The sequence below is a fragment of the Stenotrophomonas maltophilia genome (assembly GCF_047782825.1).
In the GTDB taxonomy this organism is placed as follows: domain Bacteria; phylum Pseudomonadota; class Gammaproteobacteria; order Xanthomonadales; family Xanthomonadaceae; genus Stenotrophomonas.
Genome location: NZ_CP180589.1, coordinates 380,196 through 397,789, shown reverse-complemented (window position 1 = coordinate 397,789; position 17,594 = coordinate 380,196). Strand labels below are relative to the sequence as shown.

Genomic DNA, 17,594 nt, shown 5'->3' with positions numbered 1-17,594 from the left:
GCCCACCTTGGTGGGCACCGCTCCATCATCACGCAGACGAACAAAACGCCCGCCAAGGCGGGCATCTACCAACGAGGCGCGACGCTCAGCGCACCTTGTACAACACCGCCGCACCCGGCCGCGGTTCAAACGCCGGTACGGTCTGCTGGCTCAACGCCGCGCCCTTGGCATCCCACACCAGCGTTTCCACCGGATACTCATCCTTACGGGTCATCTGGTCGATCTTCGCCACCACCACCGTCGCAGCGGCCGGCACTTCCGGGTTCCACCCGAACACGCCCACGCGCCCATAGAACACCGCCGGCGCAGACGCATCCAACCGGCGGTCCGGGCACATCACCAGACCGCGGTCCAGCATCACGCGCAGCGCACCTACCGGCACCTTCTTCACCGTAGGCGATGTGCGTTCGGTACTGTGGCCCGGGCAGACATTGGCCGCGCGGGTGACCATGTCCTCTGCCACCTGGCGGTCGGATTGGGCGAAGGCCAGCGTTGGGGAAAGGCAGAGGCCAAGCAGAGCAATTCTGGACATCCGGGTCATTGCAGGTTTCCTGTCGTGGATACCCAGCGAACTTAGCAATGACCGCACGCGGATTTGCAAAGGCGGCGTGAGGCTGTGGTTACGGAATGGATGGCGCGCTTGCAAGAGCGCTGCTGACAGCGTGTTCCATGCGCTTCCAGTCCTTCAGAAACACCCGTTTGTAGTCCAATCTGACTGACAGCTTGTTGTCCAGATCGACAAAGTAATGCACGCAGTTCGCAGATCGTACGCCCGGCTCATGGATCACACTATCGCCCACCACGCGAACGCCGTCATCGAAGTGCGCCGTTGCATCACACTTGATGAACGTGGCGATTCGACCATCTGCCTGCCGCGCGACATACCATTCGCCTTCGAACGCCGGATTGCGAACAAGTTCGCTTCCACTGCGTGCCTGGTAGAGCGTGCTGTACTCAACCATTCTCGACTCGTCGATGGCATAGGGCGTCAGCCCCAGCACCTCGGGCAGCGCCTTCCGCAGTTCGAGCCGTTCCCGCGGGTCCTGCCGTTCCACTGAACCGGCCTCGGTTATCGATTCGTTGGACGCATAGCGCTCCAGCAAGCTCTCGATAGGGGCCTTGTCAACGTAGTTGACCCTGACCGAGATCTCCTTGCGGAAATCATTGGTTCTGGGGTTGGCGCGCGCCCCGGGTGCGGTCGGTTTCATATCCGGCCATTCGATCACCAGCGTTACGCCTTCACCCGGCCATGGTGCTATCTGGCTGTCCAGATAGTTGGCCGGAAAACGGAAGGTGGTCGGGCCCAGCTTCACATCCACCGGCGCGTCGGTGTAGGTGTGCCCATTGAGGGTACGGCCGGTCCGGGCTGCGCCCGTCATGGCGGGATTGCTTTCCTGTCCGGCAGACGATGGCTGCGCACATGCACTGGCACTCAGTGCGACAGAAAGTGCCAGCGCCAGGCAGCGGCCGGGAGACATCACGTGCATGGCCATTCCATTGCAGGGTTTTCCCCGACACTTTAGGCAAACGCGTGGCGACGCGACAGGCGCAGCGCCGCCGCCTACCACCATTGCACATCCACGCCACATTGCGGGCAGCGGCGATAGCCACAAGCGGGCGGCTCGGCGACGACGCGTGCGACGGCCATCGGGACTATCAGCGCCAGTGCACCCAACACCCCCCAGAGCGCGTAGCCGGTGCCCGCTACGACCAGAACAAGAAGCAGGAACGCGCACCAGGTCATGTACCAGGGCACCGGCCGTTTGGTTTCGGCCATGGGGCCGCGGTATTCGCACCCTGGGCAGGACAACTGCGGCGCCCTGCCAGGAAGAATGGCTCGCTTGCGTTGCAAAGGCTGCTTCACGAATCCGCCTCGCGATAGAGTGATACATATAATGTAGCAGACGCTTTCTGGACTGAGCGCCATCCTGTAGCCCATTGCAGGTCGCGCACGATCAGGAATGTCGTCCACTCCTCTCCGCCAGCAGTTCACCCAGCGCCTTCGCGAGGCGAGAGAGGCCGTGGGCATTTCGCAGCGCGAACTGGGCCGACGCATCGGCCTTTCCGAAGAAGTGGTGTCCAGCCGGGTGGCCCGTTACGAACTGGGCACGTCCGAACCTGACTTCACTACGGCCGGTAAGCTCGCTTCCGAACTTGGGGTTCCGCTGGCGTATTTGTTGGCCGATAGCGACACGCTTGCCACCGTGATCCTGGCCGCGTCACGTCTTTCCGGCGCCGAACAACGACGCCTTGCGGCCGAGCTGAAGGAACGCGCCACGCCGGATACCCGTAGCGCTCGGGATGATCGCGACAGCGAGTAGCGGAAGCAGGCTGCCGCCAGCGGTTCACGGAACAAGGCAGCGTTCCAGTTGCAGTGACAAGGCCTGGCAGGCGTTGAACAGCCCATCGACCAGGGCCGCAGACGGGTAGCCATCGGGATCGTCGTTTTCGCGAGCGATGTGCGCGGCGTGCAGGACGGTGGTCAGCGCGATGATGCCCGATGCGCTGCGGGTGGCCAGCGCCAGGTCATGGGTGCGGCCGGCGGTCAGCCAGGTTTCGTTCCAAGGCGCGCCATCGGCACGCACGCACTTGCCGTAGCCCTGCAGGTGGGCAAAAAACGAGGACGGCGGGTCGCACTCGGTGCACTCAGACAGGGCGCGCTCCAGCGTGTCGGCCAGGGCGCCGGGAAGATCGTGCAGCGTGTCGCCCAGCAGTGCGTGCAGGCGGGGGTGGTCGGGAAGCAGGTCGGGCATGACGGCAACCTCACGGCATAGCCACCTGCAGATGCGAGGTGGCGGGCGATGCGGGTTGGCGTACCGGGTAAACCTTGCAGAAAGCCGGCGGATCAGGGATCCCCACGCACCGCCCACCATGAACTGGCAGCTGATGCATTGTCGCGGTTGCAACTCTCGTTGCAACCGCGACTCCGAGCAAGGCTTACATTCGGGACGCCAATCCCGGCCAAGACGGGTGCCTTGGCAGGGCCATCATTGGCGCACTCTTCCGGCGTCGAAAAGTAGGGAAAACCCGCGTTGCGCCGCTTTCGTGGCAGATGCGACACGGCATGGCGAATTACCCACCCAATGGCGCAATTCGCCCGTTCACCTTCTCTTGGAAAACGTTCCCCGTAGCACCCGCCAGCAGGCCAAACGCGACAGACCTGCGCCGTCAGGCGTCTTCGCAAGCCGTCTTGACGCCGCGATAGGTTTCACCCCACTCGCGCATGGCCAGCAACACCGGCACCAGCGTGCGCCCGAACTCGGAAAGCTCGTATTCCACCTTGGGCGGCACTTCCGGGTACACGTGGCGAATCAGCACCCCGTCCGCCTCCAGTTCACGCAACTGGCTGGTCAGCATGGATTGGGTGGCGTTGGGCACCAGCCGGGTCAGCTCCATGAAGCGCCGCTTGCGCTTCACCAGGTGAAACAGAATGACCGGCTTCCACACGCCACCGATCACCGACAGCGTGACTTCCACGGCGCAACCGCTCTTTCCATCCCAACGCTTGCTACGCATACATACTCCGGAAAACCATAGTACCTACGAAAAACCATCGTTCTTGTTGCAATAACGGTGCGAGCCTAGCATGGCGCCATCCACTGAACGTGAGGCCCCGCATGAAGTTCAAGGCACTGCTTTCCAGCAAGACGAACAACCGCGTTTCCACCGAACTGGTGGATTTTGACCAGGCCGACCTGATGGACGGTGATGTCCTGGTGCAGGTTGAATATTCAACGCTCAATTACAAGGATGCGCTGGCGCTGACCAACGAGCGGCCGGTCATCCAGAAGTTTCCGCTCATTCCCGGCATCGACCTTTCCGGCGTGGTGCTTGAATCCAGCAATGCCGGTTTCAAGGCCGGTGATCGCGTGGTGCTCAATGGCTGGGATCTGAGCATGGGCCACCACGGCGGCCTGGCCCAGCGCGCCCGCGTGCGCAGCGAATGGCTGAACAAGATTCCCGGCAACCTGACCACCCGCGATGCCATGGCGATCGGCACCGCCGGCTATACCGCCATGCTGTGCGTGCTGGCGCTGGAAGATGCGGGCGTGACCCCTGAAAAGGGCGATGTGCTGGTGACCGGCGCCAATGGCGGCGTGGGCTCGATTGCCGTGGCCATTCTGTCCAAGCTGGGCTACCGCGTGGTGGCCGCTACCGGCCGCCCCGAACACGCCGAATACCTGCACAGCCTGGGCGCGGCGGAGATCATCGACCGCGCGGAGCTTTCCGAGCCGCGCAAGAAGCCGATCAGCGCCGAGCGCTGGGCCGGCGTGGTGGACGTGGCCGGCGGCCCGACCCTGGTCAACGCACTTGCCGAAACCAAGTACCGCGGCGCCGTGGCGGCCTGCGGCCTGGCTCAGAGCGATGCGCTGCACGGTTCGGTGCTGCCCTTCATCCTGCGCAACGTGACCCTGGCCGGCGTCGATTCGGTGAATGCACCGCAGGACGTGCGCCAGCGTGCATGGGATCGTCTCGCCACCGACCTGGACCCGCAGAAGCTGGAAAGCACGGTGCAGATGATCGGGCTGGCCGACGTGCTGGATGTGTATGAGCAGATCATCCCGGGCAAGGTGCGCGGGCGGATCGTGGTGGATGTGAACGCGTAAGGCAGCTGCGACCGGCGGTGACCAAGTGCTGCCGCCGGTCTGAGTGGGCGCCTACAGGAACTGCCACATGCAGCGTCAAGGCCCTTTATCATTGGGCTCTAAGGGCTCTTTACGCCCAGTGACGCGCGCAAGGCAGTATCTGGATGTCTATGGAATGGTGCCCCTCGAACTGGGGCCGGCTGGTTACCCGCTCGCCCCATTGGTGGCTGCGGCTTGATGGCGAATACATCGCGCTGAAGGTCGGGGGCAGACAGTACCGGCAGCACGTGGATGACGATGGCCGTGTGCAGGTCCTACCGGGCTTTTTCTGGTCACGGATCGAACTGAAGACCGAGGATGGCACCGCGCTGTCGGTAGGCGGCCTGCCCAACCGGAAGGCCGCCCAGCTTGCCGCTGCCGTGCAGGAGGCGCTCTTTGCGCGCACCACGCGTGGGCGCAAGGCGCTCTTCGCATCGATTCTGGAGCAGATCCAGGCATGGCTGAGCGCCGCGGATTCGCTGACTGACCGAAGCCACGACGCCCGCCGATGGATCACCCACGAGCAACAGCAGGCGTTGCTGGCCGAGCGCCCCGCCCTGCCCCTGCAGCCCCGCGAACTGGAACGCCTGTTCCGGGATGAGGATGTGCATGACGACCTGCACTCCGACAGCCACCGGGCCGCGCTGGATGCCCTGCACGACTGGCAGCTGGATTGGCCGGCCGTCTGGGCCGAGGCGAATGCCGCCATGGCCACGCGTGAGCTGGTGCTGGCCAAGGATTTCCTGGACCGGGTGGAAAGCAAGCCACTGACCGAAGAACAGGCCCGTGCGGTCATCTGTTTTGACAACCGCGTGCAGGTCGTCGCCTCGGCCGGTTCCGGCAAGACCTCCACCATGGTCGCCAAGGCCGCTTATGCCATTGACCGTGGCTTCGTTGAACCCGAGCGGATTGTCATGCTCGCGTTCAACAAAGACGCCGCCAAGGAACTGGAAGAACGCGCGCAGCGCTCCTTCGACCGGCTCGGCATGGGCGACACCGTGGTCGAGGCCCGCACCTTCCACGCGCTGGGCCTGGCCATTGTCGCCAAGGCCACCGGCCGCAAGCCCGACATTCCGGAATGGGCCGTCGATTCCTCGCTGGGCTTCCACAAGCTGGCCGAGCTGGTGGATGACCTGAAGGACCTCTCGATCCACTTCCGCACCCAGTGGGACATGTTCCGCCTGGTGTTCGGCCGCGACCTTCCGCCATTCGGCGCGGAAATGCTGGCCGACGGCTTCGACCGCGACGGCACGCCCTATATCCGCACCCTGCAGGGCGAACGGGTGAAGAGCCTGGAAGAGTGCGTTATTGCCGATTGGCTGTTCTACAACGGCGTGGCGTACGACTACGAGCGCCGTTACGAATTTGATACCGCCACTGACACCCACCGCCAATATCGCCCGGACTTCTATTACCCGGACGCCGAGCTCTATCACGAGCACTTTGCGCTGGATGCCGATGGCCAGCCGCCGAAGCACTTCGCCAACTACGCTGAGGGCATGCAGTGGAAGCGCCAGCAGCATGTTGCACGCGGCACTGCACTGGTGGAGACGACCTCGTTCGGCCTGCGCAGCGGGCACGCCCTGGAACATCTTGCCGGGAAGCTGGGCGATTCCGATGTCCAGCTCGACCCGAATCCCGACCGTGAGCTGCCCAACGAGGGCGCCAAGCCCATGCCGGATGCAGATCTGATCGGCTTGATGCGCACCTTCATTGCCCACGCCAAGAGCAACTGCCTGACGCTGGACGATATGGCCGCGCGCCTGCGGCAGATGCCCGAGGATCAGTTCAAGGAGCGCCACCGGCGTTTCCTGGAGATTGCCGGGCCTGTCTTCCAGGCCTGGGACAACGCGCTGGCGGACGAGGACGGCATCGACTTCGAAGACATGTTGAACATGGCCGCCGGCATCCTGGAACAGGGGCGCTATGAATCACCCTACGACCTGGTGATGGCCGACGAGTTCCAGGATGCCTCGCGCGCCCGCGCACGGCTCTGCCGTGCCTTGGTCAATCGCCCAGGGCGGCATCTGTTTGCGGTGGGCGATGACTGGCAGTCGATCAACCGATTTGCCGGCGCCGATGTTTCGGTGATGACCGGTTTCCGCGAATGGATGGGGCATGGGCAGGTACTGAAACTGGAGCAGACATTCCGCTGCCCGCAGGAACTGTGCGATATCTCCAGCCGCTTCATCAGCCGCAATCCCGCGCAGATTGCCAAGGCGGTCCGCTCGGCCACGCCGGCAATTGGGCCGGTGCTGCAGGCTTTCCAGATGACCCGGCGCGAGGAAGTGCAGGACGGTGTGCGCCAGTACCTGGCCAAGCTGCATCAGCAGTTGCTTTCCAGGGTGGTGCCGCAGGGGCGTGATGGTCGTGTTCGCGTGTTTGTGCTGGGCCGCTATCGGGCGGATCGCAATGCGGTACCCGCAGATTGGAAGACGGCGTTTGGCAGCACGATGGAGGTGGAGTTCCTGACCGCCCATCGATCGAAGGGGCGCGAGGCGGACTACGTGATCCTGCCGGGGATGGTGAATCGTGGCTTCCCCAGCCTGCGGTCGGATGATCCGGTACTTTCCCTGGCGATGCCGGATGGGGACACCTACCCGCTGAGCGAAGAACGGCGGTTGTTCTATGTGGCGCTGACGCGCGCACGGCGCAGCGTGGCGATGTTCACGCTGCAGGGCAAGCGCTCACCCTTCCTGGATGAGCTGGTGGCGGAAGGGGTTGTGGAGGTGACCGGGATTTCAGGCGCGGCCATCAATGAGGAGCGCTGCCCGGTGTGCCAGGTGGGCGTGTTTGTGGAGCGGAATGGGCCGCATGGGGCGTTTCGGTCGTGTTCCAGTTATCCGTTGTGCCATAACAAGCCGAAGGGTGGGCGTCGCGGGTAGGTGAAAGCACTCGGGCCCAGCGAGCCATTGCGGGGGCATGCCGGGCCCAGGCCGTGGGGCCTGGCCAGAGCGGATCATATCGTCAGCGCACGCCTTGCAATGGCGCGCCGATGAGCGTGAAGCTGAGAGAGCGCGAATTGTCGCATCTGCCCAAGACGCCAGTCCGGGCTTCATCTTTCAGGGAAACGCGCTTTGCCCAGCTGAACTACGATCTGCGCAGTCCTGCCTACTGCGTCACGCCCTTAGAGCCATGCTTTGTAGTAAGCCTGTATTGGCGCCACCCAACAGCACCTCAATCAGCGACATGGACCGATCATGCTGACTTCCCTCCAGCCTCTTCCTCGTGTAGTTCTCATCGCCTTGATCACCGTCGTCGCGCCTGGCTGCAGCGAGGACCGTTCGTACCCGGCCTACCGCGAGAATCCTGCTCCCACGGATGCGCTTGCTATCGTGATTCGGGTACACGATGCGCCCGTGGACGTCCCTGCTCCCAAGATCTTCGTCTCCTATGAAATAGACCCGCTCTGTCTCCCACCGATCGACAACTACGAGGGCGTGCAGTACGCGCCGCAGCGCCAGTCAGTGGAGTTTCCAGTGCAACGCGTCAGCAAGACCGAATTCACGGCCACAGTGTTCAAAGATGGGATGGAGGTCGCCGACTACTATGGCCGCGGACCATGTAACTGGACGCCACGCTTTGTGCAGGCATCGTTCACGCTGGACGTCGAAGGCCGCCCGATCAGAGTAGCTGTTCCCGCCTTCTTTCCAGAGATCGAAGATAAAGCGCGCTCTACTACATACGTGGAGAAGGCGCTTAGACCACTGATTCCAGGACAGACACCCGAGCGAGCGAGCATCTGGCCCGACAGCCAATTCCAGAAGATCCCCCAAGGTGAGCACTCAAAGTACTTCCCTATCGAGATTTCCAGAAGGGCTGAAGGGGAGATTCGATGAATCCTGTTACCGCCGCCGCGCTCTCCAACAGCACGTATGAATCCCCTCCCTTAGACGATGCGTTCATCACCGTTGCGGGTGGCAAGTACGAGATACTGGCCAGAAGCGACTCCAGTACCGGATATCAAGGCACCGTCTATCGCAGCCTAGCAACGAACGAAGTCATTGTTGCCCACCGCGGCACCGAGTTTGATCGCGAGCCACTGCTCGATGGCGGGATCGACGCCGCCATGGTTGCCGCCAGAATCAACCCACAGCTCGACGATGCCCTCGCGCTGACCAAACAAGCCATCAGAATAGCGAATGAGATGGGGTACGGCCCTGTACACGTCACCGGCCACTCCCTGGGTGGCGCGCTTGCACAGATCACCGCACATCACTACAACCTCCCCGGCGACGCGTTCAATCCCTACGGCGCTGCCGGATTGGCGTACCGCATTCCCGAAGGCCAGCCCGCCAATGCGGCCCCCTTCACCAACCATGTCATGGCAGGCGACCTGGTGAGCGCAGGCGGCCCGCACTACGGCAAAGTTGAGATGTATGCGCTCCCCAAGGAACTGGAGGTTCTGCGCAACGCTGAACAGGGCCAACGCGTCGGGTCCCTTCTGGCACCTGGATTGAGGAGCGGGCACGCCATCTCCGCTGCCGTGGCTGTGCACTTGGGCGACTCCCACCGGGTAGTTCATTTCCTTGATCGCATGACCGACAAAGGGCCGGTGCAGTCCGTCCTAGACGACCCCAGCGCACGGATCACCGAACCCGACGACCTGCGCCGGATCGCTGAGTACCGCAGTGACATCCATCAACTGCGCGTGGGTGCCACCGTTGTTGTGAGTGGCGGCCCAGGGCTACTACGTGACGGGATCAATCATCTGCGGGGCACCGAGGAAGCCGGCGAGTACGCTCGCCGCGAGGCCGTAGCGGAACAACGGGCACAAAGTGCGCTCAAACCTGGCGAGCGACTGACGCAAGAATCAACCCACAAGGGCTCGCCTTCGCTGAGCAACCCGGGCTTCACTCCCAAGAGTCCGCTGCAGGAGAGCATCGAATCGACCCTGGACACGATGAATCCTGGTCCCAGGGAGAAAGGACATCCTGATCACCCGCTCTATCAACAGATCCGCAATGGTGTATCGGTCGTAGACTCCACGCATGGGCGCAGCTTCGATGAAACCAGCGAACGAATCAGCGCCAGCCTGCTGGCATCGGCCAAGAGTGGCGGCCTGGATCAGGTCGATCACGTGGTCCTGGGCAACCCATCTTCCGACGGCTCTGGCCCGCGCATGTTCGTTGTGCAAGGTGAGCTCGACAACCCGGCACATCTGCGGGCATCGGTAGCCATCAGCGACGCGATCAACACACCAGTGGAGCAGTCACTTGCCAAGGCAGAGCAGATCTCACAGGCGCAGCAGCAGGTTGCCCAGAAAGAGCAAGCCCACGAGCAGGCGCGAGATGCAATGCGCATGGGGTAATTGCTGCGCAACCGAACCCCATCTGTTCGTTGCTCTCACGTGATTGCGCAGCCAGATGACGCATGAAGATGCCCCACCAGGGGCCTTTCAGACGCCGGCACGGCAAAAAAGAAAGCCCCTGCAAGCAGGGGCTTCAGGAATTCTGGCGGAGAGGGTGGGATCGGATCACCTTCGATCCAACCCCTTCAAACCGTTGCAGAAGGCCTGCTGGGCAGGTTTCCTTTCGAAGTTTCCTTGATCAAAGCTGGTCAAGTATCCCTACATCCAGTGCCTGAACAGGACACCTTCTGGCAGGGCTGTCAGGCATCCTTGCGCACAGGCCAATCGAGAGGGATCAGCGCCTCCTTTGACTTCCTGGTCCAACGCTCCCGAGTAGCCTCCCTATACCTCGCGTCATCAGCAAAATAGGCATGCTCGATCATCGACCTCATTGACACGAGGAACTCGATCGGTGAGAAATGGCGCGCAGTAGCAGAGGGTGCGTCATGCTCCAAGTGGTGGACCCAGGTCCAGAACAATATGTGTGGAGTACAGTGATGCACATGAGATCGATCTTGTTTACGGCCATTCTGGCAGTCACTGCCACTGCTTGCTCGGAGCAACCGGGCTCAAGCCAGAGCACAGGATCATCGGCGTCAGAAAATCCCGCGTCGTCGCCCGCTCAATCGGGCCAATCCCCGGCCGCCAACACGCCGCAACGCTCAATTGGCGGCAGCCCATCCGGGTTCAACGCGTCTGCAGTTGCACAGCGCATATGCACCGGAGACTGCAATGAAGCCGGCCCCCTGCAAGCAAAATCTCAAGAAGAAGCTGAGTGGCTGATCCGCCACAAGTACCCTTCACAAGCTGAGCTCGAGCACCTGCGGTCAGAGTCGCTCGATGTACTGCAACAGAAGGCGTCTGTGGGTGACACTACTGCAGCCGCGATACTGGGAAAACGGATCGCCCTGGAGAAGAACTTCATGGACGGCCAGGTCATGCTCAGAAATCAGGTGCTTTCGGGCAACCTCTACGCGCTATACGCGATCTCCGAATCCTATCGTGAATCGAGAATGCCCAACGCCGTGGATGGGGCCGCCTACCTCCGTTTGGCCTACATCATGGGTGATCACAAAGCAGCGATAGAGATCGCGAAGATGGGCCTCAGCTCGGCTGAGCTGGCCGCCGCCGACAGCAGGGCATCCCTGCTTTACAAGGGATTCGCAGGCGACCAGGTACCTGATCCGCGCCCTCAAGGTTAGCCCTGTTGCAGGCCATGGGTGTCCATTCAAGGGCACCCATCTGCCGGCATTGAATGACACGGGCAGATGCGAAAGTGCCATCGAGATCGTGATTTTGCCTGGGCCCTGCCCGCGGTATGCCCGCCATAAGAAAGGCCCCTGCAAAGACAGGGGCCTTTCATGATTCTGGCGGAGAGAGTGGGATTCGAACCCACGGAAGGTTTAACCCTTCGCCGGTTTTCAAGACCGGTGCCTTAAACCGCTCGGCCATCTCTCCGTATCGGCCCAGCCTGCTGGCCGGGCACGCATTCTCGCACGGCCGGGCGATTTGCCCAAGACCCCCTACGCCACGCCCATCTGCAACTAATCCGATAGCCTCCCCATGCCCGGGCTGGCTACAGTGACCATTCCCCCCTGGTCCCAACCCATATGGACAACTCCAGCCTCCTGGACATACGCCCGGGCATGCCCTCAAGCGCCTTCGCCGAGCTTCTGGGCACCCGATGGAAGGAGCCGGATGAACAAGGTCATCTGAGCTGCCTGAGCAAGGACGTTTTCGTTCGACTGGACAGCGATCGAGCGGTTGGATACGTCATTTTCGCCTGTTCAATGCCCAAGACGGTGCTGGTCGAGGGCATGCGTACGGGAATGGCCATTGGCGACGCTCTCGCCAACAACCCTCGTCTCGCTGTACTGCCGGAAGAGCCCGAGGACGCATGCGAGGGATGGGCGACCTACGGCTTCGTCACGAATGACGGTATGCAGGTGGCCGCTAACGTGAACACGCGGGACAACACTGTAAAGAGCATTCGCCTGGAGAACCCGAACGCCACCTACTGTGAGCCTGCATCGCCCATCTTCGATCCGACGTTGACCAAGGCCTTTGACATCGCGCTTGGCCCTCAGCGCGTACTCCCTAAAGCACGACGGGGCACCGAATGGGACGGAGGCTGGACGCTGGGCCTTCCGCCAGGCATCACCGCTGAACAATGGCCTTTGAGTTCCAGCAACGGGCATCCGCTGCGGCACGCCTTTACCTTGCACCTGCCGTCGGAGTACCGAACCAAGGGAAATGAGCTGGTTGCGCTCTCCCTGTTCGTCGACGATCAGCAGGAGGAGCTCTCTTCCGTGGAAAAGATCGCGGACTACTTCTCCAGCCCTCTTTCCATGACGCCGCCAGAGGACAGCAACCTGCTTCCCTTCTGGCAGCATCGCCAGGCCAGGCATGCGCACAGCCACAGCATGGAAGACATCCTCGGCACGCAGTTCTGCGCAATCTGGCTTACACAGCAGGAGTTTGATGGCGAGCTGACCTTGCCGCCCAAGCCGAATTCATCCCTGCTGGATGACCCGCCAACCTGGATCGAGAAAGACTACGCGAGCTACTTTTACGACCGCTGGCTTTACACCCGGAACGGAGACCCCGACATCCCTGTCGCGGGGATTGGAAGTGCCTCCGGCGAAACCGTGGCGCTGCCGATCAGTACCAGCATCCGCGCTGACGACCCCAACGTTGGCAGATCGCCGCGGGAATGGGACAGCGAGTGCGCCATCAGTGGCTACATCGAGGCATTCAGCGAGCGTGGAGAGGCACTGAATCTCAGTCGCTGGGATTCCATCGCCCACCTCGGCGGAACGATGCAGCCCCAGCAGGGCTACCCTGAGTTCGGCCCCTACTACCTCGAATTCGAGGAGGGTTTTGGCGGCTTCAATTTCGGTGGCGGCAACGCGCAGTTGGATCTGCAGCAGATGAAGATCGACTGGGCGTGCGGATGAGCCTTTCGCGCTAAAGCAAAAAGCCCCGGAGCATCGCCGGGGCTTTTCGTCATGTCAGCGGTGAGGCAACCCTCAGCCCGCATCCACCGCCAGCGCGCCCAGCGCACTGGCCTTGATCTTCTCCTTGGCCTTCTCGCACGCGCCACCGCAATCCAGGCGCGAGGCCTCCAGCTGCGGCGGCAGGTGTTCAGCCAAGAAATCGATGAACACGCGCACCGCCGGCAGCAGGCCGCGGCGCGAGGCGAACACGGCGTGGCACACGCCCTGCGGCAGCGACCAGTCCGGCAGCACCACTTCCAGTTCGCCATTGCGCACGGCTTCGGCGCAGACGGTTTCCGGCAGCATGGTGATGCCGAAACCGTCCTTCACCATGCTCTGCAGCAGCGGGAAGTCGAAACCGGCCACGCGCGGCTGCAGGTCCACCCGGCGCACTTCGCCTTCGGGGCCATGCAGTTCCCAGCGCTGGCGCGCCTCGTCTTCACTGATGCTGAGGGTGACGTGCTGGGTCAGCTCTTCCGGGTCCTTGGGGCGACCGGCGCGGTCCAGGTACTTCGGGCTGGCGACCAGCAGTTCCTGCACCTGGCCGAAGCTGCGCATCACCAGGCTGCCGTCGTCATCCAGGCGCGAACGCACGCGCAGGGCCACGTCGTAGCCTTCATTGATGATGTCCACGCGGCGGTTGCTGATGTTCAGCTGCAGGCGGACCTTGGGGTACTGCTCGAGGAACTTGGGCAGCAGCTTGGGCAGCTGCATCTGCGCCAGCGAGACGGGCACGCTGGCACGCACGACGCCACGCGGCTCGGCGCTGAGGCGGTCCACCACCTCGCGCGCGGCCTGGGCCTCGGCCAGCATGGTCTGCGCATGGCGGTGCACGCTGGTGCCGACGTCGGTCACGGCAAAGCGGCGCGTGGAACGCTGCAGCAGGCGCACGCCCAGGTCGGTTTCCAGCTGGCTGATACGGCGGCTCAGGCGCGATTTGGGGATACCCAGGGCGCGCTCGGCGGCGGCGAATCCGCCGTGGTCGACCACCATGGCGAAGTAGTACAGGTCATTCAGGTCATGCATACCCGAGTTCCATATCTAGAACAATTCGTGGCATTGAACCACCTTTATCCTGCCCATGCAACAACCTATCGTTCTCTCCGTCGGCGGCAAACACCGCCCCCTCCTTCCAGAACATAGGTGACTGCCATGAAGCTTCTGCATCTCGACGCCAGCGTGCTTGGCGACAATTCCGTGTCCCGCCAGCTGACCGCTGCCGTGGTCGCCCAGTTCAAGAACCAGATCGACGGCCTGCAGGTCGATTATCGCGATCTTGACGCCAATCCGGTACCTCATCTGCGCAGCAGCTCGCTGGCCGGTGTCGATGCCGCCGAGGCGACCGATGCTGAACAGGTGATGCAGCAGTTCCTGGCAGCGGACATCCTGGTCATCGGCGCGCCGATGTACAACTTCAGCATTCCGTCCACGCTGAAGGCTTGGATCGACCGCGTGGCCGTGGCCGGCCGCACCTTCAAGTACACCGAGAACGGCCCGGTGGGCTTGGCCGGTGGCAAGCGCGTGATCGTGGTGAGTGCCCGCGGCGGCATCTACACCGATTCGCCGGCCGACTTCCAGGAGCCCTTCCTGCGCCAGGTGTTCGCCTTCATGGGCATCGACAACGTGGAATTCGTGCGTGCCGAGGGCATCGCGTATTCGCCGAAGCACCGTGAAGACGCCATTGCCGGCGCGCTGTCGGCCCTGCCGTCGCACGCTGCCGAAGAAGTGGCTGCGTAAGTACTGCGTTCCAGCGATCGGCGCCCTCCCCCCTCCTCGTCGGGGGCGCTGATTGCGGGCCGGGAGCCCCTCCCCCATCCCGGCCCACCCTGACGGCCCCGCTTTGCGGGGCCGTTCTTCTGTGTCTGGCCTGAGCGGTGCGCCATCCACGCATGGCGTGGATCTACCGAAGCAAGCGGATTTCCGCACCCGATCACCCTGCGCCGTGGGCAGGCGCACATGCAGTAGATCCACGCCATGCGTGGATGCAGCGCCATGCATGACACTCCTCAGAACGCTAGGCTGAGTCATGAACTACATCGTGACCACTGCGCACCGCAGCGAATTTCCGCACCCGATCACCCTGCGCCAAGGCCAGGCGCTGGTGGTGGGCGAACGTTATGAAGGGCCCGAGGGCTGGGAAGACTGGTTTCTGTGCCAGGCCGAAGGGCAGCAGCCCGGATTCGTGCCGGCGCCGGTGATCGGGCGCGATGCGCAGGGTGACGCGTTCGCCACGGAGGATTACTGCGCGCGGGAGCTGGATGTGGACCCGGGGCAGGTGTTGCGCGGGGTGCGCACGCTCAATGGATGGGCGTGGTGCGTGCCGGAAAAGGGTGAACCCGGGTGGGTGCCATTGGAGAAGGTGCGGGTTTTGGGGTGATCGCGGGGTTCATCCACGCATGGCGTGGATGGGGGGCCACGCCATGCGTGGCCCCCCCCCAATACGCCGGGCATGGCCCGGCGCTACCGGGTTCAGCCGATGGTTTCGATGCCGCCCATGTACGGGCGCAGGACGTCCGGCACGGTGATGGTGCCATCGGCGTTCTGGTAGTTCTCCATCACCGCGATCATGGCGCGGCCCACGGCCACGCCCGAGCCGTTCAGGGTGTGCACCAGTTCCGGCTTGCCGGTGGCGGGGTTGCGCCAGCGGGCCTGCATGCGGCGGGCCTGGAAATCACCGGTGTTGGAGCACGAGCTGATCTCGCGGTAGGTGTTCTGCGAGGGCAGCCAGACTTCCAGGTCGTAGGTCTTGATGGCCGAGAAGCCCATGTCGCCGGTGCACAGCAGCACCTTGCGGTACGGCAGGCCCAGCTTTTCCAGCACCACTTCGGCGCAGCGGGTCATGCGGGTGTGCTCGGCGTCGCTGTCTTCCGGGCGGCAGATCGACACCAGCTCCACCTTCTCGAACTGGTGCTGGCGGATCATGCCGCGCACGTCGCGGCCGCCGCTGCCGGCTTCGGCACGGAAGCACATCGAGTGGGCGGTCACGCGCAGCGGCAGGCGCTCGGCATCGACAATCTCATCGCGCACCAGGTTGGTCAGCGGCACTTCCGAAGTCGGGATCAGGTAGCGTGTGGACTCGCCCACGGCGGTCTTGAACAGGTCGTCCTCGAACTTCGGCAACTGGCCGGTGCCGCGCAGCGAATCGGCGTTGACCAGCAACGGCACGTTGGTTTCTTCGTAGCCGTGTTCACCGGCGTGCAGGTCCAGCATGAACTGGGCCAGGGCGCGGTGCAGGCGGGCGATCTGGCCGCGCAGCACGGTGAAGCGCGAGCCCGACAGCTTGGCAGCGGTCTCGGCATCCAGGCCGGCGTTGCGGGCGCCCAGCTCGACGTGGTCCAGCACCGGGAAATCGAAGGTGCGCGGGGTGCCCCAGCGTGCCTGTTCGACGTTGTCGTTCTCGTCGGCACCGGCCGGCACATCGTCGGCGGGCAGGTTCGGAATACCGGCGGCGATGGTCTCGATCTTCTCGCGCAGCTCGTCCAAGGCCACTTCCGAGGCCTTCAGTTCGTCGGCGAAGGCGGCCACTTCGGCCATGATGGCCGACACGTCCTCGCCTTTGGCCTTGGCCTGGCCGATGGCCTTGGAACGGCTGTTGCGCAGGCTCTGCAGTTCCTGGGTCCGTACCTGGATGCGCTTGCGATCAGCCTCCAGGGACTCCAGGGCAGACACGTCGAGCTCGAAGCCGCGGCTGGTGCGCAGGCGTTCGGCGAGGTCGGCGGGCTGGTGGCGGAGCAGGGCTGGATCAAGCATGGCAGGCGTCGTGGTGGGTATCAGGAACAGGATTATCGCCTGTTATACGGAATTCTGCCGCCCGGTTCATTCCCGCCATGGCAGAATCGGGGCATTCCGTACTGGTTCGGTCCATGTCTGCACCCCGCTCGTCGTCTGCCAAGTCGTTCACTGTGCATATCCCGCGCAACGCGCTGAAGATCGCCGGCATCGCCTTCGGCGTGGGCCTGCTGCTGTTCGTGGTGGTCTGGTTGGCCGGCCGCGACAAGGAATTCTTCCGCGCCGACGATCCGGCCACCCAGACCCCGCAGGAAACGGCCCAGGTGGAGCCGCTGCCCGAGCCGCTGCCGGCCGCTGCCGGGTCCAGCGACATGCCCGACGCCAAGCCGGTCCCGGCCGAGGAGGAAGCGCCGAAGCTGGTGGAAACCGCCCCACCGCCGCCGCCGGCCAGCACCGAGGCGCCCCCCGCCGCGCCGGGCGCTGCCACCCCGGGCACCGGCAACAGCCAGCCGATGCCGGTGGCTGGGCAGTCGCCGCCGCCGTCCTACCCCGCCGCCGCCCTGCGCCGTGGTGAATCGGGCAGCGTGGTGGTGCGCGTGGATGTGGACGCCACCGGCTACGCCAACAACATCACCGTGATCCAGCGCAGTGGCTCGCGCGACCTGGACCGTGCCGCCACCGACGCCGTGCGCCGCTGGCGCTTCACCCCGGCGCACAGCAATGGCCAGCCGGTGCCGGGCAGCATTGAAGTGCCGTTCGACTTCAAGCCGCAGTAACTGAACGCTTCCCGGCAGGCAACCTGAACCCTGTCGGTTGCGTTGACGCAGTACTGACACATCGCTACACCGGCACGGGCAAGACTTGGGGCGTCGTTACTGACGCGAGGAGTCTGCG

Annotated in this window: 17 protein-coding genes and 1 tRNA gene; 10 read left to right on the top strand and 8 right to left on the bottom strand. The window is 63.5% G+C overall.

What is annotated here, in order from left to right; genetic code table 11:
• Nucleotides 1–85 precede the first annotated feature (85 nt).
• The 3 genes from ACM2ZB_RS01825 to ACM2ZB_RS01815 form a co-directional block, all read right to left on the bottom strand.
• Nucleotides 86–541 carry a hypothetical protein gene (locus ACM2ZB_RS01825; protein WP_416057198.1) on the bottom strand — a complete coding sequence of 152 codons (456 nt, stop codon included), beginning with the start codon at nt 539–541 and terminating at the stop codon, nt 86–88.
• A gap of 79 nt (nt 542–620) precedes the next feature.
• On the bottom strand, nt 621–1,487 hold the full coding sequence (locus tag ACM2ZB_RS01820; protein ID WP_416057197.1) for a hypothetical protein: 867 nt from the start codon (nt 1,485–1,487) through the stop codon (nt 621–623).
• A gap of 74 nt (nt 1,488–1,561) precedes the next feature.
• Nucleotides 1,562–1,777, bottom strand: a complete 216-nt coding sequence (locus ACM2ZB_RS01815) for a hypothetical protein (RefSeq protein ID WP_416057196.1) — start codon at nt 1,775–1,777, stop codon at nt 1,562–1,564.
• Nucleotides 1,778–1,961: 184 nt separating this feature from the next.
• Here ACM2ZB_RS01815 and ACM2ZB_RS01810 point away from each other — a divergent pair, with 184 nt between their 5' ends.
• Nucleotides 1,962–2,321, top strand: a complete 360-nt coding sequence (locus ACM2ZB_RS01810; protein ID WP_416057195.1) for a helix-turn-helix domain-containing protein — start codon at nt 1,962–1,964, stop codon at nt 2,319–2,321.
• Nucleotides 2,322–2,345: 24 nt separating this feature from the next.
• Here the strand turns inward: ACM2ZB_RS01810 and ACM2ZB_RS01805 are convergent, their stop codons facing one another.
• Both ACM2ZB_RS01805 and ACM2ZB_RS01800 read right to left on the bottom strand, forming a co-directional pair.
• Complete coding sequence (locus tag ACM2ZB_RS01805; RefSeq protein WP_416057194.1) at nt 2,346–2,753, bottom strand: hypothetical protein; 408 nt, start codon at nt 2,751–2,753, stop codon at nt 2,346–2,348.
• Between the two features lie 415 nt (nt 2,754–3,168).
• Nucleotides 3,169–3,516 carry a winged helix-turn-helix transcriptional regulator gene (locus ACM2ZB_RS01800; protein ID WP_416057193.1) on the bottom strand — a complete coding sequence of 116 codons (348 nt, stop codon included), beginning with the start codon at nt 3,514–3,516 and terminating at the stop codon, nt 3,169–3,171.
• Between the two features lie 101 nt (nt 3,517–3,617).
• Here ACM2ZB_RS01800 and ACM2ZB_RS01795 point away from each other — a divergent pair, with 101 nt between their 5' ends.
• The 5 genes from ACM2ZB_RS01795 to ACM2ZB_RS01775 all read left to right on the top strand — a co-directional run bounded on the left by ACM2ZB_RS01795 (nt 3,618) and on the right by ACM2ZB_RS01775 (nt 11,177).
• Nucleotides 3,618–4,607: an MDR family oxidoreductase gene (locus ACM2ZB_RS01795; protein WP_416057192.1), complete on the top strand. Its 990-nt coding sequence runs from the start codon at nt 3,618–3,620 to the stop codon at nt 4,605–4,607.
• A 149-nt stretch (nt 4,608–4,756) separates the two neighbouring features.
• Entirely contained in the window at nt 4,757–7,510 is a 2,754-nt protein-coding gene (locus ACM2ZB_RS01790; RefSeq protein WP_416057191.1) for a UvrD-helicase domain-containing protein, read from the top strand.
• A gap of 315 nt (nt 7,511–7,825) precedes the next feature.
• The gene (locus ACM2ZB_RS01785) at nt 7,826–8,464 is read left to right on the top strand and encodes a hypothetical protein (RefSeq protein WP_416057190.1); all 639 of its coding nucleotides are present in this window, start codon (nt 7,826–7,828) and stop codon (nt 8,462–8,464) included.
• Nucleotides 8,461–9,936 (top strand): XVIPCD domain-containing protein, encoded by a 1,476-nt coding sequence (locus tag ACM2ZB_RS01780; protein ID WP_416057189.1) that lies wholly within the window; start codon nt 8,461–8,463, stop codon nt 9,934–9,936. The genes ACM2ZB_RS01785 and ACM2ZB_RS01780 overlap by 4 nt, the downstream gene beginning before the upstream one ends.
• Before the next feature lie 542 nt (nt 9,937–10,478).
• Nucleotides 10,479–11,177: a hypothetical protein gene (locus ACM2ZB_RS01775; protein WP_416057188.1), complete on the top strand. Its 699-nt coding sequence runs from the start codon at nt 10,479–10,481 to the stop codon at nt 11,175–11,177.
• Between the two features lie 166 nt (nt 11,178–11,343).
• Here the strand turns inward: ACM2ZB_RS01775 and ACM2ZB_RS01770 are convergent.
• Nucleotides 11,344–11,433, bottom strand: a tRNA-Ser gene (locus ACM2ZB_RS01770).
• Nucleotides 11,434–11,585: 152 nt separating this feature from the next.
• On the opposite strand from ACM2ZB_RS01770, the gene ACM2ZB_RS01765 reads away from it, so the two are divergent.
• A complete protein-coding gene (locus ACM2ZB_RS01765; protein WP_416057187.1) occupies nt 11,586–12,932 on the top strand; it encodes a hypothetical protein in 1,347 nt (448 codons plus the stop codon).
• Nucleotides 12,933–13,004: 72 nt separating this feature from the next.
• Here the strand turns inward: ACM2ZB_RS01765 and ACM2ZB_RS01760 are convergent, their stop codons facing one another.
• A complete protein-coding gene (locus ACM2ZB_RS01760; protein ID WP_079222336.1) occupies nt 13,005–13,997 on the bottom strand; it encodes a LysR family transcriptional regulator in 993 nt (330 codons plus the stop codon).
• A 126-nt stretch (nt 13,998–14,123) separates the two neighbouring features.
• Here ACM2ZB_RS01760 and ACM2ZB_RS01755 point away from each other — a divergent pair, with 126 nt between their 5' ends.
• Complete coding sequence (locus ACM2ZB_RS01755; RefSeq protein WP_079222337.1) at nt 14,124–14,708, top strand: FMN-dependent NADH-azoreductase; 585 nt, start codon at nt 14,124–14,126, stop codon at nt 14,706–14,708.
• Nucleotides 14,709–14,997: 289 nt separating this feature from the next.
• The gene (locus ACM2ZB_RS01750; RefSeq protein ID WP_416057186.1) at nt 14,998–15,348 is read left to right on the top strand and encodes a ligand-binding protein SH3; all 351 of its coding nucleotides are present in this window, start codon (nt 14,998–15,000) and stop codon (nt 15,346–15,348) included.
• Between the two features lie 92 nt (nt 15,349–15,440).
• Here ACM2ZB_RS01750 and serS read toward each other — a convergent pair whose 3' ends face one another.
• Nucleotides 15,441–16,721: a serine--tRNA ligase gene (gene serS / locus ACM2ZB_RS01745; protein ID WP_416057185.1), complete on the bottom strand. Its 1,281-nt coding sequence runs from the start codon at nt 16,719–16,721 to the stop codon at nt 15,441–15,443.
• A gap of 113 nt (nt 16,722–16,834) precedes the next feature.
• On the opposite strand from serS, the gene ACM2ZB_RS01740 reads away from it, so the two are divergent.
• Entirely contained in the window at nt 16,835–17,476 is a 642-nt protein-coding gene (locus ACM2ZB_RS01740; RefSeq protein ID WP_416057184.1) for a TonB family protein, read from the top strand.
• Nucleotides 17,477–17,594 lie beyond the last annotated feature (118 nt).

What these genes read in the sequence shown, in the direction of transcription:
- serS (WP_416057185.1), bottom strand. Translation starts at nt 16,721, where the DNA reads ATGCTTGATCCAGCCCTGCTCCGCCACCAGCCCGCCGACCTCGCCGAA.
- ACM2ZB_RS01800 (WP_416057193.1), bottom strand. Translation starts at nt 3,516, where the DNA reads ATGCGTAGCAAGCGTTGGGATGGAAAGAGCGGTTGCGCCGTGGAAGTC.
- ACM2ZB_RS01775 (WP_416057188.1), top strand. Translation starts at nt 10,479, where the DNA reads ATGAGATCGATCTTGTTTACGGCCATTCTGGCAGTCACTGCCACTGCT.
- ACM2ZB_RS01805 (WP_416057194.1), bottom strand. Translation starts at nt 2,753, where the DNA reads ATGCCCGACCTGCTTCCCGACCACCCCCGCCTGCACGCACTGCTGGGC.
- ACM2ZB_RS01810 (WP_416057195.1), top strand. Translation starts at nt 1,962, where the DNA reads ATGTCGTCCACTCCTCTCCGCCAGCAGTTCACCCAGCGCCTTCGCGAG.
- ACM2ZB_RS01820 (WP_416057197.1), bottom strand. Translation starts at nt 1,487, where the DNA reads ATGCACGTGATGTCTCCCGGCCGCTGCCTGGCGCTGGCACTTTCTGTC.
- ACM2ZB_RS01765 (WP_416057187.1), top strand. Translation starts at nt 11,586, where the DNA reads ATGGACAACTCCAGCCTCCTGGACATACGCCCGGGCATGCCCTCAAGC.
- ACM2ZB_RS01755 (WP_079222337.1), top strand. Translation starts at nt 14,124, where the DNA reads ATGAAGCTTCTGCATCTCGACGCCAGCGTGCTTGGCGACAATTCCGTG.
- ACM2ZB_RS01795 (WP_416057192.1), top strand. Translation starts at nt 3,618, where the DNA reads ATGAAGTTCAAGGCACTGCTTTCCAGCAAGACGAACAACCGCGTTTCC.
- ACM2ZB_RS01740 (WP_416057184.1), top strand. Translation starts at nt 16,835, where the DNA reads ATGTCTGCACCCCGCTCGTCGTCTGCCAAGTCGTTCACTGTGCATATC.
- ACM2ZB_RS01825 (WP_416057198.1), bottom strand. Translation starts at nt 541, where the DNA reads ATGACCCGGATGTCCAGAATTGCTCTGCTTGGCCTCTGCCTTTCCCCA.
- ACM2ZB_RS01760 (WP_079222336.1), bottom strand. Translation starts at nt 13,997, where the DNA reads ATGCATGACCTGAATGACCTGTACTACTTCGCCATGGTGGTCGACCAC.
- ACM2ZB_RS01750 (WP_416057186.1), top strand. Translation starts at nt 14,998, where the DNA reads ATGAACTACATCGTGACCACTGCGCACCGCAGCGAATTTCCGCACCCG.
- ACM2ZB_RS01785 (WP_416057190.1), top strand. Translation starts at nt 7,826, where the DNA reads ATGCTGACTTCCCTCCAGCCTCTTCCTCGTGTAGTTCTCATCGCCTTG.
- ACM2ZB_RS01790 (WP_416057191.1), top strand. Translation starts at nt 4,757, where the DNA reads ATGGAATGGTGCCCCTCGAACTGGGGCCGGCTGGTTACCCGCTCGCCC.
- ACM2ZB_RS01815 (WP_416057196.1), bottom strand. Translation starts at nt 1,777, where the DNA reads ATGGCCGAAACCAAACGGCCGGTGCCCTGGTACATGACCTGGTGCGCG.
- ACM2ZB_RS01780 (WP_416057189.1), top strand. Translation starts at nt 8,461, where the DNA reads ATGAATCCTGTTACCGCCGCCGCGCTCTCCAACAGCACGTATGAATCC.